General features: G+C 40.6%; 15 protein-coding genes. 1 reads left to right on the top strand and 14 read right to left on the bottom strand.

What is annotated here, in order from left to right; translation table 11 throughout:
* Window positions 1-52: 52 nt before the first annotated feature.
* From NR125_RS19825 to NR125_RS19800, 6 genes are all read right to left on the bottom strand, one after another.
* Window positions 53-538 carry a dihydrofolate reductase gene (locus tag NR125_RS19825; protein ID WP_251156212.1) on the bottom strand — a complete coding sequence of 162 codons (486 nt, stop codon included), beginning with the start codon at window positions 536-538 and terminating at the stop codon, window positions 53-55.
* Window positions 535-1,329 (bottom strand): thymidylate synthase, encoded by a 795-nt coding sequence (locus NR125_RS19820; protein ID WP_009332622.1) that lies wholly within the window; start codon window positions 1,327-1,329, stop codon window positions 535-537. Before NR125_RS19820 ends, NR125_RS19825 begins: the two co-directional genes overlap by 4 nt.
* Window positions 1,330-1,420: 91 nt before the next feature.
* The gene (locus NR125_RS19815) at window positions 1,421-2,122 is read right to left on the bottom strand and encodes an anthrax toxin lethal factor-related metalloendopeptidase (RefSeq protein WP_019379716.1); all 702 of its coding nucleotides are present in this window, start codon (window positions 2,120-2,122) and stop codon (window positions 1,421-1,423) included.
* Window positions 2,123-2,354: 232 nt separating this feature from the next.
* Window positions 2,355-2,966, bottom strand: a complete 612-nt coding sequence (locus NR125_RS19810; RefSeq protein WP_019379717.1) for a TerD family protein — start codon at window positions 2,964-2,966, stop codon at window positions 2,355-2,357.
* A 52-nt stretch (window positions 2,967-3,018) separates the two neighbouring features.
* Complete coding sequence (locus NR125_RS19805; protein WP_251156213.1) at window positions 3,019-4,125, bottom strand: toxic anion resistance protein; 1,107 nt, start codon at window positions 4,123-4,125, stop codon at window positions 3,019-3,021.
* A gap of 2 nt (window positions 4,126-4,127) precedes the next feature.
* Window positions 4,128-5,765, bottom strand: coding sequence for a YceG family protein (locus NR125_RS19800; RefSeq protein ID WP_372675473.1), 1,638 nt, complete (start codon window positions 5,763-5,765; stop codon window positions 4,128-4,130).
* 314 nt (window positions 5,766-6,079) lie between these two features.
* On the opposite strand from NR125_RS19800, the gene NR125_RS19795 reads away from it, so the two are divergent.
* Complete coding sequence (locus NR125_RS19795; protein WP_256815951.1) at window positions 6,080-6,307, top strand: hypothetical protein; 228 nt, start codon at window positions 6,080-6,082, stop codon at window positions 6,305-6,307.
* On the opposite strand, the gene NR125_RS19790 is transcribed toward NR125_RS19795, so the two are convergent.
* The 8 genes from NR125_RS19790 to NR125_RS19755 form a co-directional block, all read right to left on the bottom strand.
* Window positions 6,304-7,107, bottom strand: a complete 804-nt coding sequence (locus tag NR125_RS19790) for an HAD family hydrolase (protein ID WP_251156215.1) — start codon at window positions 7,105-7,107, stop codon at window positions 6,304-6,306. The genes NR125_RS19795 and NR125_RS19790 overlap by 4 nt on opposite strands.
* Window positions 7,107-8,213 carry a cysteine protease StiP family protein gene (locus NR125_RS19785; protein ID WP_251156216.1) on the bottom strand — a complete coding sequence of 369 codons (1,107 nt, stop codon included), beginning with the start codon at window positions 8,211-8,213 and terminating at the stop codon, window positions 7,107-7,109. The genes NR125_RS19790 and NR125_RS19785 overlap by 1 nt, the downstream gene beginning before the upstream one ends.
* Entirely contained in the window at window positions 8,206-9,579 is a 1,374-nt protein-coding gene (locus tag NR125_RS19780; RefSeq protein ID WP_251156217.1) for a phosphoribosyltransferase family protein, read from the bottom strand. The genes NR125_RS19785 and NR125_RS19780 overlap by 8 nt, the downstream gene beginning before the upstream one ends.
* Window positions 9,509-10,720: an HpcH/HpaI aldolase/citrate lyase family protein gene (locus NR125_RS19775; protein ID WP_251156218.1), complete on the bottom strand. Its 1,212-nt coding sequence runs from the start codon at window positions 10,718-10,720 to the stop codon at window positions 9,509-9,511. Before NR125_RS19775 ends, NR125_RS19780 begins: the two co-directional genes overlap by 71 nt.
* 126 nt (window positions 10,721-10,846) lie before the next feature.
* Window positions 10,847-11,620, bottom strand: coding sequence for a TerC family protein (locus NR125_RS19770; RefSeq protein WP_009332631.1), 774 nt, complete (start codon window positions 11,618-11,620; stop codon window positions 10,847-10,849).
* Window positions 11,621-11,708: 88 nt separating this feature from the next.
* Entirely contained in the window at window positions 11,709-12,290 is a 582-nt protein-coding gene (locus tag NR125_RS19765) for a TerD family protein (RefSeq protein WP_009332632.1), read from the bottom strand.
* Window positions 12,291-12,399: 109 nt separating this feature from the next.
* On the bottom strand, window positions 12,400-12,987 hold the full coding sequence (locus NR125_RS19760; RefSeq protein ID WP_071157260.1) for a YpjP family protein: 588 nt from the start codon (window positions 12,985-12,987) through the stop codon (window positions 12,400-12,402).
* Between the two features lie 21 nt (window positions 12,988-13,008).
* Window positions 13,009-14,187, bottom strand: coding sequence for an LL-diaminopimelate aminotransferase (locus NR125_RS19755; protein WP_256815950.1), 1,179 nt, complete (start codon window positions 14,185-14,187; stop codon window positions 13,009-13,011).
* Between the last annotated feature and the right edge of the window lie 314 nt (window positions 14,188-14,501).

Raw genomic sequence — 14,501 nt, 5'->3', positions numbered from 1 at the left:
CAGATTAAATGATAAAAACAAAGCAGCCCGCCGGAGCGAGCTGCTTTAAAGATTATTTTCTTTTATAAATGAGGAATTCAAAATCATATGGATTTTTTTCATCCCTGGTGCCCTTCTCCCTTGAAAGGAGATCCCATTCTGACATGTCTAATTCCGGAAAGTATGTGTCTCCTGCAAATTGGTCATAAATCATAGTCAAATAGAGACGATCTGCTGCAGGAAGAATGGCTTTAAAAATCTCGGCACCGCCAATGACGAAGATCTCATCTTCGTTTACACCGCTGTACTTCAGAAGCTCTTCAACCGTATTTACAACTGTGCATCCTTCACAGGAAAAGGATTTATTCCGGGTAATAACAATATTCTCTCTCCCCGGCAGAGGTCTTCCGATTGAATCCCAGGTTTTTCGCCCCATGGCAATCGGATGTCCCATCGTAGTTCTTTTAAAGAACTTTAAATCCTCAGGCAGATGCCAGGGAAGTTTATTATCCTTGCCGATCACACGATTCTCATCCATTGCCCACATTAAAGAAATCATACACTGACAACTCCTTTAATATGAGGGTGGGGATTATAGTCTTCCAGCTGAAAATCATCAAACTTAAAGCTGAAAATATCTTTCACATCCGGATTAATGATCATTTTTGGAAGCGGCCGGGGATCACGGCTCAGCTGGAGGTTTACCTGGTCAATATGATTCTGGTAAATATGCACATCTCCGAAAGTATGTACGAATTCACCAGGCTCCAGATCGCACACCTGTGCAACCATCATAGTCAGTAAAGCATAGGAAGCAATATTAAACGGAACCCCGAGAAAAACATCCGCAGATCTCTGATAAAGCTGGCAGGAAAGCTTTCCATCTGCTGCATAAAACTGGAACATGCAGTGGCAAGGCGGCAAAGCCATTTTTTCTATCTCTCCTGCGTTCCAGGCATTTACTATCAGCCGGCGGGAATCAGGATTTGTTTTAATCTGGTCAATCAGGCTGCTAATCTGATCAACTGTATTTCCATCGGCACCTGTCCATGATCTCCATTGATGACCATATACCGGCCCAAGATTGCCTTCCTCGTCAGCCCATTCATTCCAGATTCGCACACCATTCTCCTGAAGGTATTTTACATTGGTATCACCGTTTAAAAACCATAACAGCTCATGGATAATGGATTTTAAATGCAATTTCTTTGTTGTAACCAATGGGAAGCCTTCCTGCAGGTTAAAGCGCATCTGATAGCCAAATGTACTTATTGTCCCTGTACCAGTGCGGTCTTCTTTCTTCGTCCCATTCTCCAAAACATGCTTGCATAGATCCAAATATTGTTTCATTTCAACCCAACCTTTTTTAAATACTCATTGCTATTGTACACGAATTTCCGTAAATTTCACATCGGATAAAAATTTAGAGAATACGGTGAAATTAGTTTAATTTGTTTATAAAATCATAGGTCTTCGGAGCATTCACACTTAATGATTTCCTGGATTCCCCGCCTGCAAAATACATGGCAAAAGCCTCAGCGAAATATTCTTCAGGGAAGGATAGAAAATAGTTTTGACCCGGGAACAATTTAGCTTTCTCAGCTTTCCAGACAGAGAGAAACTTCTGATTAAATCGGATGCCATTGTAAACATAGCGATCAACAGAATGGGCAAGTTCATGAAGTTCCAGGTTAATGGATCCATGGCCTTTCCCCTTCTCACTGTAGCCTATTTTAACAAGGACTGTTTTTGCCCCGCCAATCCCCGGGACATCGTCCCAAGTGGTACCCCCTGTATAGCCGCGGGGAATTACCCCTTCAAGGTGCTGGGCTGTAGGATTATCGGTAAGCTTTCCTACGAATAATTTCACCCTGATATCTTCATCCTCTATTTTGGTCAGCAGGGAGGCTGGCAGATTATCCACCCGGGAAATCATTTCTGCAGCCTCTCCCTCATCAAAAGGTTCGAGCGGCAATATAAAAATGCCGCCAAGCTGTCGTGGAGATTTTAAACTGAGAAACTCTTTAAGCTGGGAGGAATTCGGATAATCTTTTAGTTTGATCCCGCCCATGGCAGCCTGAGAGTTCCCCAGCAATGCAAGGGAAACCATCATGATTGTAAATGTCAGTGCCATTTTGCGCATTTTAAAAGCCCCTTCTGCTAATCTAAGATGTATAATTTACGGGCAACAGAGCTCTTTGAAGTGTCTAAGCTGCGGAACTGCCTGAATGGAGAAAAAATTTTTAACCGTTCTGTTAATCTATTAAAATTATAACATACGAATGAAGAAGTTGAAGGAAACAAATGATGGGAAAATTAAATGAAAATTCAAAAAGGGCCCGAATAAATTCGGGCCCTGCCAATGAATATCTTTATTAAGAATATGAACGCACAACATCTGATAGGCCTGGAGAAGCCGTTCCAGTGCCAACTGCAGCAAACTTCCAATCGCCTCCATGGCGATAAATCTCACCGACAATTAAACTAGTTTTTCCGCTGTAATCATCTGTAAGATTGTATTTAATCAATTCTTGATTATTTCCAGAGTTAACGACACGGATGAATGCATTCTGAATCATGCCAAAATGCTGCTTTCTTTTTACACTATCATAGATATTTACAACAAAAACCATTTTGTGAACGTGTGCCGGCACTCTGCTTAAATCAACCATTACCTGCTCGTCGTCTCCATCTCCCGCTCCGGTAAGATTGTCCCCGGAATGCTGTACACTTCCATCGCTGCTTTTTAAATTACCGAAATATATAACATCTTTATTACTCTTAAGCTTTCCATTTTCACCAAGCATGATAACAGAAGCATCGCAGTCGATATTTGCACCGCCGCCGCCTCCGAATAAAGATCCCAGAAGACCGCCGCCTCCGCTTTTTTGTACTGGATCCCAGCCTAATCCTACCATAATTTTAGATAATCCGGGATTTCCTTTAGTTAAGTCAACACGCTGGCCTTTTTGAAGATTTATTGCCATATCAATTCCACCTCATCAATTATTTATATTTTATTTTAAAATGAGCAGCTGCCTAACCCTGCTGCTTCATTTTTTTAAAATTGTCCTGCAGCTGTTCCAGTCTCCTGGTTCCTTCTTGCCGTAAACGCTTGTTTTCTTCTTCTATTGATTTTGTCTCCTGCATACCTTTCATGATGATATTCCAGGATTCCTCAATGGTTTCTATCTTAATGCTCGGACCGCCTGCCAATCTTGCGATATCAGCGCTTTGATTAGAAATATTCTGGGCATTGCGCACAAGCATTTCATTTGTTCGTCTGTCCAGCTCGCTCATTGAATCTGCAACAAGTTTTTGTCTCTTTGCTGCCACTGCCTGAATCAAGCCATTCTTAAAAATTGGAATCGTAGTAACGAATGCAGAATTAATCTTCCCGATCAGCTTAGTATTGCCTCGCTGCAGCAGCCGGATTTGCGGTGCAGTTTGAAGGGCAACCATTTTAGCCATTTCAAGATCATAGACTCTTTGCTCCAGCAGTTCGATGGCATTTCTTAACGAATCCAGCTGCATCGAAGCCATTTGATCCCCCTGGGCTGCCCTTCCTTCCAGCTGAGGAAGCTGATTGGCTTTTAAATCGTCGGCTTTCAGCTGTCCTGCCACAGCATATTTTTCGAGCGTCAGATAGTACTGATAATTTTGCTCATACATTTGTTCAAGCATGGTTGTGGAATCAACCATTTCACTTTGGTATTTGGAAATTTCAACATAAACCTTATCAATTTCCGCGCCCATTGTCTGATATTTCCCGAAAAGCTTTTCAATCATCTTTTCACCGCGCTTGAAAAGCTTGCCAAAGATCCCTTTTGATCCCTGCTCGAAATCCTTCTTGTCAAATTTGTCCATAATTCTGCCGAGCTGCTTTAAAAGCTCACCTGAATCTTCAACCTTGGTTGTTCTCATGTTGCTCAGTATCTGATCGGAAAAGCGGGAAATCTGGACTGCAGGCTCTTTGCCAAATTCAAGTATTTGAATTTGGTCCTTCTCATCGATGGACCTGGCCAAATTTTGCACCTCAGGCTCCTGCCTTAAAGCAAGCTTAATTTCTGATACCTTATTTTCGGTTAATTTGTCATCCTGCACCTGGGCTGTTAAATTCAAATCTGTTGCGTTAGTCGGATTCATTTTCAATCACCCTTTAAATTTTTTAATATTCCTTGAAAGAGAACCTTCTTTAGAAAAGATGGCTCCTTAAATTCCTGTTCAAAAACAACATCCTCAAGCCAATGGACATCATATAAATCTTCCTCAATGAAGTTTTCAATGTCGTTATGGCCCGGCGGATTATACAATACAATATCCAGTCCAAACTGATTAAGCAGTAAAAGAAGAGCGGCATCCGATCTTACCATCGTCCCGTTCAGCTCGTTGTTATAGAGGATAATTTTAGGGACTTCCTGCGAATAATCAAATTGCTGCATTAATTTTAGAATGCTCGGCGGAATTTGCAGGCTTTGGCTAAATAGATAAATCTTCAATTCCTCTTCCGCTTCACCGGAAAGCGGCTTTAAACGCGGACGTTCACACATATTTCTAACCGCCATTGCAATTCCATTTTGCAGGCCGCCAGGAAGCTGCTGATACCTCCAATAGTGCCCTGCAATGATTTTTTCAGGATCAAGCTTTCCTTCCCTGTCAAGTGCATTCCGATAATGGAACCGAAAATCATTGTTGACGCTATTTGTAAAAGGAAATCTCCTTATCAGCAAACTTTCATCATACTGGCTGATTGTTTGTATTCGATCCCAGTATTCCTTGCGGTTCCTGCTTACACCCTGGATTTTTGAAAATACGGAAGGTATCATGACCCTTCCTTCTTTCACCTCGAAGTTTGGGCGGATCATGGCTTTCTCTTTAATTAAAATAAAGAGCTCATCATAAGTGGTTTTCAAAGTAACAGAGGAAGGTGTATAATCCCGCAGCTGCCAGGGCTTATAAAGTCCTGATCCCTCATGGTTAAGGATGGTCTCTATTTCCCGGGATGCTCTATAGGCAACTGTAGCACTCCTTCTTCTCTTTTCTTGCGGAAAAGGCTCTGGCTTTTTCTTTTCAGGGTAATGATGGACAAAAGATTCCTGACCAATCGGCCCCATATTTGCCGGAAGATCTTCCCCTGAAGGAGAAAAATAAAGAATATCGCACCCGATTTGAATTAAGTAATACAAAAAATAAAAATGACTCTTTTTCCCATTACCGTACCATAGGATTTTTGGCATGGCCCTTTTAGGGTCAATATCTTTAAGTTCTGTGCCCAAATGGTTAGTGGACCACTTAATCACATCTACTAGCACTCTTCGGATATCCTGGTTTTTTAATCCGGCTGGTTCATGTTCAGAAAAAAGTTTCAGCATACTGATCATCGCTTCTCTAATCTTCCTGTGCATAGAAGGTGAGGATGATTTAAGCAGCAGCTGTTCCCCATCAAGGAAAGCAGCAAAGCGGTTTATGGATAAATCCTGTTCCCGGTTAATGTTCAGGACTTTTTGTATCGCCTGAAACTGCTGATTATTAATGGTTTTATCCAGATGTTCTTCACTCAAAAGAAGCAGCCCTGCATTCTCTGTGTGAATAAGGTCAAAAAGACGATTATAATATTCATCTTCATCAAGCGGAACTCCGAGAAACCTGGCAACAATCTGGCCAATATGCAAAGTTTGCTGTTCCTCTCTGTAACTGTAACGCTCGTGATTAGGCTTTGTTAAGTGTGAGGTCCAATTCTCATGTGTAATCTTTATAATGTGATTTTTAATTTGACTGTACGACAAGTTCAATTTATATCCCTTCCCTCTATGAGCGAAAGATGCATTCTTATCATTTCATTCAAAAATGGCGTTTCAGTTCCCGGATAATGACACGGGAAAAAATATGTAAACTTATTACCATCATATCATAGGAATACAGCCTATTTCTAAAATGGTTAGCTTTCTTTACGATTTAACAGGAAGAAAGTTTCATTTCAGCCGTATTTTCATAGCTGAATAACCTCAAATGAACTTTTTCACCATTATTCCTGTCCCCGCATAAATTGGAGTACTCTGTGAAAGGAAGGTGAATCAGTATGAGGCTGCTTTTTCGAAGAGTGAGATATCAGAGGATTGATCATGATCTGGATATGATCAGGAATATTTTATGTTCCAGTTCTTTTGTTTTTACAGACATCTTTTTCTTGTCATTAATCCTTGCAGTCTTCACATTTGTTAGTTACCAGTCTATTGCCATCAGCAGCTTAATCTTTACAGGATGCTATACGTTTTGCATCTGTTTATTTATCGCTTTAAAAAAATGGCTGAGGGACCAGCCGGACTAAACTCTTTCTTTAATATTATTTAAAACATCATTAAGAATTTCTTCCCCGGCTGCTGCCCCTATATTATTAGAAATCAAGTAAGGATGTGAGAGGGCTGGATTAGCTGCCAGCTCACCATGGTTTGGGACGTATGAGAAATCGCAGAACTTTAAGAAATCATGGTCCAGAACTGAATCACCTGCTCCGAAAACAATTTTTATTTCTTCCCGATTCTTAATAAATTTTACTGCCTCGCCTTTACAGATGGGATTCGGCATAAAATACAGTTTTCTCCCCTGAAGGGATATTCTCCACCCATAAGACTCAGTCAGCCTTACTATTTCCTCTTTGGCTGCTGTTGTAATATGTTCATTCAGAATATAGTAAAAGAAAAGATTTTCAGCGGTTTTTATTTTTCCGTTCAGTTCCAGAGATTGTGATCTGTCCATCATTTCCTCAAGCAATGCACACTCTGCCTTTAGACGCTTTCGTACTATGCCGGACCACTCCTCAAGAGGCTTTCCATGATAATGGATATTTGCGCCATTCGATGTGACAGTGTACGGAATATTAAGTTGGTCATCCTGAAAAATAAAAATGCGCTTATATTGTTCGTAAGTTCTCGTTGTAACAGGCACAAAGAGCATTTGAGCGGATACCCTTTTCAGCATCAAGAGCGCCTCGTTCGTCATAAAGGCCACTTCCCTGCCATCTTTACGCTCAACCCCAATTAAATTTTTTTCTCCTGTCTGACCAAAATCAGCTAGTGCTTTATTTGAGTAGATCAATGTCCTGTCCAGGTCTGAAGCAAACATCCTCATTATTCTTCTCCCGTCTTTTTAATTAATCCACAGCATGTGTAGCTCATATCAGGATAATGAATAATCTCGACATTCCTCTCCCGGGCAAGCATCACAATATGGCGAACATATGGGCTTTTAGGGTCTCTAATCAGAATTTTCCATGGAAGCCTTCTCAGAAGAACCCTGGTGGTTTCTCCGACTCCCGGCTTTACAAAGTTAATAGATTCAATTTTAAATTCCTCTTGTATTCTCTGAACTTCTTTCATTCCTTTAAAACATGCTTCCCCAGGGTTTTCCATAATCTTAGCCGCAAGTTCAGCTGCTTCCTGTTTAATAGCCGAGAACTCTTCTGTAATCGCTGAGAGATAATGGTTTGAAACATCTGCTTCCTCCAGCTCCCTATAGTATTTGGCGCCATGGTAATCTTCCGGCCCAATTAAGGATTCATTTAATACTGTTCTGCTGACCAATCCTGAAACAGTAGAATTGAGGCAGGCACTTGGAATCAGAAAGTCCTCCCTTGTTCCATAAAGTGTTGTGCAAAATCCTGGATCTGCAAGAACAGCCAAAGTGTCATCGAGAAGAACACCATAATGTTCATGGAATTGTCTGCAGGCCTTGGTTAATTCAACAGAAATAGCCCCTTTGCCTGTCCATCCATCCACAAACTGAATATTGCAGCCAGGATGTGAGTTTAAGATATGCTTTATCGCATTTTCGTCGATCCCCCGGTCCCTGATAATGGAAATGCTGTAATGCGGCAATCTTACTCCATATACTTCATAAAGATACCGTTTTATTAGAATACCGACAGGCGTCCCTGCTCTGGCCAGGGACACTAAAACCGCATTTTTTCCTTTTTTCTTCCAAATTTGTTCAGAAACCACTCCTGTGGACAATGCTGTTTTTCGTTTGTATTCATCAAGTGTTTCCCAAAACAGGGAAAGGTAATTTTCAGGAGGCTGGTATTCAATAGGAAGTGTTTCACTATAATGCTGACCGGACTGAATGTTTTTTTCCCTTTGCTCAATGGATCCTTCAAGTGAATATCTGCTTAAATCCTTCAGTAAAAATACAACGTCATCTTTACTATATGAACCAAATTTTTCCGCAATTCTATTCATTTGTTTCACCCCCATTAAAGCAAACTATTTTTATATTCTTTATATATTTCTTTAATTGATTGATAAAAGGCATAAGTGAATCTTTTTCCGGCTCTCTTTCGAAAAACAGGAATAGTTCTTCATAATAGTCCTCTGGAATGTTATAAACAAATTGTGCCATTTCAGGGTCTTCAGGGTTTTGAAAGGAAATGCCGTATTTGGCTCCATATTCATCATCACTACTTACAAATATGGGACTGCGTGTTGTTGAGTGGAATTTTACGCCTTCCCCCATTAATGAGGCAAGTCTCATAGGGATATACATAAACTCCCCTGTTCCAAGACATAGCGTATTCCTGCCATCCCGTTTACCTGATAGGTATTGGCCGATCTCAGCTAATGACACACTTAATCTGGCTTGGCGTTTTGCATCCAGCCCGAAACGGCCAGAATCTTTTAAATAAGGAATAGTTCTGACTTCACCGCTTAGAGCAGCAGAAGGCTCATTCATCGGGCTTAATAGTTCAGGGAATTCATTATTTATATGAATATAGGAAATTAGCCCATCATTTCCTTTCAGTTCATCCGATGACTGACTTTCATGCACTTCAGGGGAACCCTTAACGTCTATCTCCCCTTTTAGAAGAGATACACTGTGAATAATAATGCCCAATTCTTTTTCAAGATCATCAAACAGAATCTGGTTTTTTAGGGAACGCCAATCCAGAATGGAGACGACTGTATAAATCTTTCTGGGAAAGCGTTCATGAATGGATCGGATGATATTAATAGCTGTTTTTCCTGTTGTCATTTCATCATCAACAAGAATGATCTCTCTCTTATTATCCAAAAGGCTTTCATTTGTGTAACATCTGTGGGAAGTAGCATGGGAATGTTCTTCTTCAAATGTTATGACAGAATTCCTATCAATCAGCTGCTCTCTTGTCGTGTGAAAGTAATCGGCACGTTTAAATGATTGAAAGAAAGCATGCCCAAGTGCCGTTGCTGTTTCGGCAAAACCGATAATGACAGGGTTATGTTCTTCATGAATAAAAGGGCTGCTGTTTATGACGCCTGAGCCGTTTTTAAAAGCAGATAGAAACTCAGCGGCCTTTCCTGTTTCCACCTTCTTTACCTTTTCCATATAACGGCTTGCAAGCAGTTCCCCTGTCAGGAGTCCGATTTGCGGATTAATCGGAATATGTTTTCCGAGTACTTTGCTGACAAATAAAAAGGATCTTTTTTTATTTATTCTTGCGGCCATGACAAACAAATCTTCAGGCGCAAGCTCATAAGGGTTATCGGTTATCTGAATATCAACGGTTAATGAGTTGAGTATCTGAATTGAATATTTCGTTTTTGAGTAGGTCAATGTATGTGATCTCATCCTGCAGCACCCCGTATACTTCTGATTTTAATAATATTTTTTTAGCCCAATATAAATGGGGTTTAATTTCATTCATTTTGTTTTGGTAATCGCTTTTCATTACCCCTATTTTTCCGCCGGCCTGTCCGGCGATGCTCTGTGCATCCAAATACTCTTCAAGGGTGACAGTATTCAATGCCTGTACAGGCCTGATATGGGTTGGATGGATAATGGTTTTTCCAGTTAAGCCATTTGAAATATCCATCGCGATTTCTCTTATTAATCCGTCCATATGCCGATCAATCAAGTCCGTCCTCATTTTGAGCCCATCCTGCCCAAGTCGTTCCCTGAATGGCGTCTGCCTGATTTGAGGCTTCAGAAGACGCTCCTTTGAGGAGAAATATTCCCATACCGGGCCTGAAATGACATATGGCTGATCGGAACGCAAAAATATATTAATGATATCTGAGATACAATCTCTAATAACAGCAATATCATATACAGTAGTATCTGAGTTTCTGCGAATTCCATATAGCCCGCTAAAATCCGTGGCACCAATCCGCACATTCAAAATCAGTTCGGAATACTGGTCCAAAACCTTCTTAATGCCGATTAATTCATCAAGCCTTGTTTCTTTTTGAATGATTTCTTTAGTTTCCAGAATCGGCATGGCATATAAACAATAACCATAAGAATTAAGCTTTTTAATTTCAGTTAAAATTTTGCATCCTTCAGCCGGAGAGAACTTTGGCAGGACAAAACCAGTGAGAAGATGCATGCCATTGGGAATTCTGCTTTTGAGTCTAATAAGCTGTTCATAGCTTCTGATTCGCACGAAGAGCAAAGGAAGATCTTCTTCTTCACAAAGCCCCTTCGCAAGGTCCGAGCTCAAATTTTCCAATTCCAAAGACAGCAGGTCTTCTGCCTGTTCCACTTCATCATCACCAATTGCATCTTCAAGGCATATGACCATGGATGTAAGGCCTGCATGCTTTTTTGAGAGCAGATCCTGATGAATATTAGGCCTTGTAGCCGGCATATACAAAGTTGCTCCAAGTGCATATGCTAAAAGATCCCTGCCTGACCTCTTGTTAAAATGGCCCGGCTTTTTGTAAAACACCTGATTTATTTTTTCATCCGGAAGATCGGAAAATAGTCTCATTTTCGCAGCTCCATTCCTTTACATAAATACTACTTTCTTCCTTTTTCGTCCAAAAAAGATAAAAATAAAAGGGAGCGGACAAGTGTCTGTTCCCTTTTAAACGTAGAGCAATTAAGATATTTAAGTTCAGCCCTGATCTGCAGCTTCCTTTTTTGCATTCCTAGCATGAACAATAAATGTAATTGCAAACACGATAACCAATACAATAAAGAAGTAAATATGGTCAATATGAATACCAGCAGCACTTGCAAGCATCTTAGCAGCAATAAGCAGGATCAGAATATATGAGCTGGTTTCCAGTTCAGGCACTCTATCAATCAGCTTTAAGAATACTCCCGCTACACCACGCATCATGATAATTCCAAGCATGCCTCCAATTAACAGCACCCAGATTTCCTGACTCACTCCAAGCGCAGCCAAAATACTGTCTATTGAAAAAGCAATATCCATTAATTCAACTGCAATGACTGTTCCCCAGAAAGTACCGAAAAGGCGAATTAATAACCCCCGTTGGTTAATCCCTTCTATTGCCTCTTCATCACCTTCTTGCTCGGCATTCCGCTTATCAATAAAATACTTGATTGCAAGCCAGGCTAAATAGGCTGCACCCAATACCTTAATATACCAGAATTCAATTAAGAATACACCGATTCCAATGGCAATAAACCTGAAGAAATAAGCACCTAACAGACCATAAAAAAGTGCTTTCTTGCGCTGTTTTTCCGGTAGATGTTTTACCATTACAGCAAGTACGAGTGCATTATCAGCAGACAATAAGCCTTCTAAAATGACAAGTGTCCCTATCAGTGCCCAGCTTTCTGGTTTTGATAAAGCTTCAACCCACATTTCCCAGTTAAAAAACTGGGAATATGTATGCATAATAGATTCTAAGATTTCCATTCTAATTTATTCCCCCCGGATGATGACTATTTTATTCATATAAAAGACCCGGCAATGCCGAGCCTTATTAAGCAAATATACCTCTTATTTATCCAACCTGTAAACCAAAATCTTTTGCCAGTGCAGCCAGTCCGCCCTGATATCCGCTTCCAATCGCACTGAATTTCCATTCTCCGTTATGTCTGTATAGTTCTCCAACTACAAGTGCAGTTTCAATAGAGAAATCTTCCCCCAGGTCATAGCGGATCAATTCTTCACCTGTATCTTCATTCAGGATTCTTACATAGGAATTTGATACCTGTCCAAAGTTCTGATTGCGTGCTTCTCCGTCATGAATTGTGATTGTGAACGTAATACGCTGGATGTTTGCAGGCACATTAGCAAGGTCAATTTTCACCTGCTCATCATCTCCAGCCCCTTCTCCTGTACGGTTATCTCCAGTATGTACAACGGAACCATTAGCACCAGTTGTATTGTTATAAAAAACAAAGTCGCTTTCAGAAGTTACCTTCCCAGTGTCTCCGAGGAGGAATACAGAAGAATCCAAATCGAAGTCAGTTCCGCCATCGTATTTATTCGTGTCCCACCCAAGTCCGACTATTACCTTAGTCATACCCGGGTTTGTTTTTGTTAAGTCAACTTTTTGTCCTTTTGATAAGCTTACTGCCATTTCAACTCAAACCTCCATTATGTAGAATAAATGTATTTACGCTATAAATCATGAAAAGTTTCATAATCCATAAAAATATTTTTTCATATTCCAGGATTTATTTCAATCTTTAAGTCATCCATTTCGGCGGAGTGTTTTTATTCCAGTAAATTGATCCAAGTTCATGGTGGGCCTGAAAATTATCATGGTGTGTATGATAGTGAAAATTAAACCAGTATCCCTGCTGAGGAGGATGGTCCCTTCTTACATGGAAGCGAATGACATCTTCATTCGCCTTGCTATTGGTGATATGAAAGATTTTTTCCGACAATCCGCCCCCCGGAGTTTCTGTAACCTTTAAGTTAGCAAGGCTTTCTTCGGGAAATTGCACCGCCACCTCCTGGATGGCTTTCTCAATATTTGGAAGTATCACCTCGTTAAACTCATCTTCAATAACAGGGCCTATCTTTGCGCCAAACTTCTCATATGATTGTGCCTCAGCTTCTATAAGCATTTGCCTGATAAAGTCATCCTTATCAAAATTAGTATCTTCCTCTTCAGCAAGTTCTGCATTGTTTTCCGAGTTTTCCACATCAGAAGCTCTAGAGGCTTTTAACTGGCTGGTATTTTCATATAGAAAAGCCTGAGAAGGTGTGACGAGGCCAAATGTTAAAATGGTAACAAGTACAACAAAGGATTTTCTCAGCCAATTCGGCATGTTTTTTCGCCTTCCTTTCTGCTAAGCAAGGATTTTCTTAAATATGCCGCTTTTTTCAATATTTGCGGCAGCTTGCTTTAATACATCTTCGGGCTGAACAAGTGCAATCCGAACATATCCCTCACCCCATTGGCCAAAGGCACTTCCAGGGGTTACGACTACGCCGGCGCGGTTAATCAAGTCAACCGCAAAATTCCAGGAGGAGCTGTATCCATTTGGAACCTCTGCCCACAAGAACATTGACCCCTCCGGCTTGCTGATATCCCACCCGATATTTTTCAGCTCTTTTAATAATACATCTCTTCTTTTTCTATATGTTTCTCTCAAGTCCTGCAAAAAAGAGGACTGATCATTCAATGCTTTCACTGCAGCTGACTGCACCGGCAAGAATACCCCATAATCCAAATTGGATTTGAAGTTGGCCAGCAGCGCAATAAGCTGCTGATTACCGGCAGCATACGCCACCCTGCATCCTGCCATATTAAAGCTTTTTGATAGTGAATTCATTTCAATCCCTACATCCATTGCCCCTGTAACAGACAAAAAACTTAGAGGTCTCTTCTCATAATAAAGTTCTGAATAAGCAAAATCATGCAATACAGCAAAGCCGTACTTCTTTGCCTGATGGATCACCTGAAGAAAAAACTCTTCTGTCGCCATTGCAGGAACGGGATTGCCGGGGAAATTCAGAATCATTAATTTCGTGTTTGCGAGTATTTCATCAGGGATTGCATCAAAATCCGGCAGGAAGCTACTGTCCTTTTTTAAGGGCATGCCGTACATCTTTGCCCCGGCCAATGCTGCACCTGCAGCATAAGCAGTATATCCCGGGTCCGGGACTAGGATATACTCTCCAGGATTACATAGAACCATCGGCAAATGAACCAGCCCGTCCTGGGAACCCATTAAAAGCAGCACCTCTGAAGATTCAAGATTCACTTCAAAATTTCGTTTATAATAGCTGCAGACTGCAGAATGAAATTCATTTGTACCTGTTAACGAGTACCCATATGATTCTGGTTCCCGGGTTCCTCTTGCTAACTCCTCCATAACAAAAGCGGGAGGGGGCAAATCAGGGCTGCCAATGCTCAAATCAATCACCGGAAATCCGTCTGAAAGTTTCGAATTCTTAATTTGGGACAATTCAGCAAACACACTTTCCGGAAAAGAAGCCATTCTTTTTGAAATAGGAAATTCCATAGTATCCTTCCTCGCTATGTATCTCAATTCTATTTTTCTATTATACTTCTTTTCGAACCAAATTTAAATTGATTTCATGTATCGTTAAAAAGAACAATAGATATATAGTGAAAAATATATTTGCCGGATTATAAAGCAGCAAAGCGGGAATAATAAGAACAAATCGTTTTCTTCAAGCCGAGGAGAATAAAAAGGGGGAAATTCAAATGGATTGGTCTGTATTCTTTGTTATTGCAAGCCTTGTGCTGATGGCTTACTTTGTTTATCTGGCCATCGCAGATTAAATAAGAAGGTGCCTGGTATTCAGGCACTTT

Origin of the sequence: Cytobacillus sp. Bac17 (assembly GCF_024519925.1) — a bacterium.
Taxonomy (GTDB): Bacteria; Bacillota; Bacilli; order Bacillales; family Cytobacillaceae; genus Cytobacillus; species Cytobacillus pseudoceanisediminis.
This window is presented reverse-complemented; position numbering and strand designations above follow the sequence as displayed.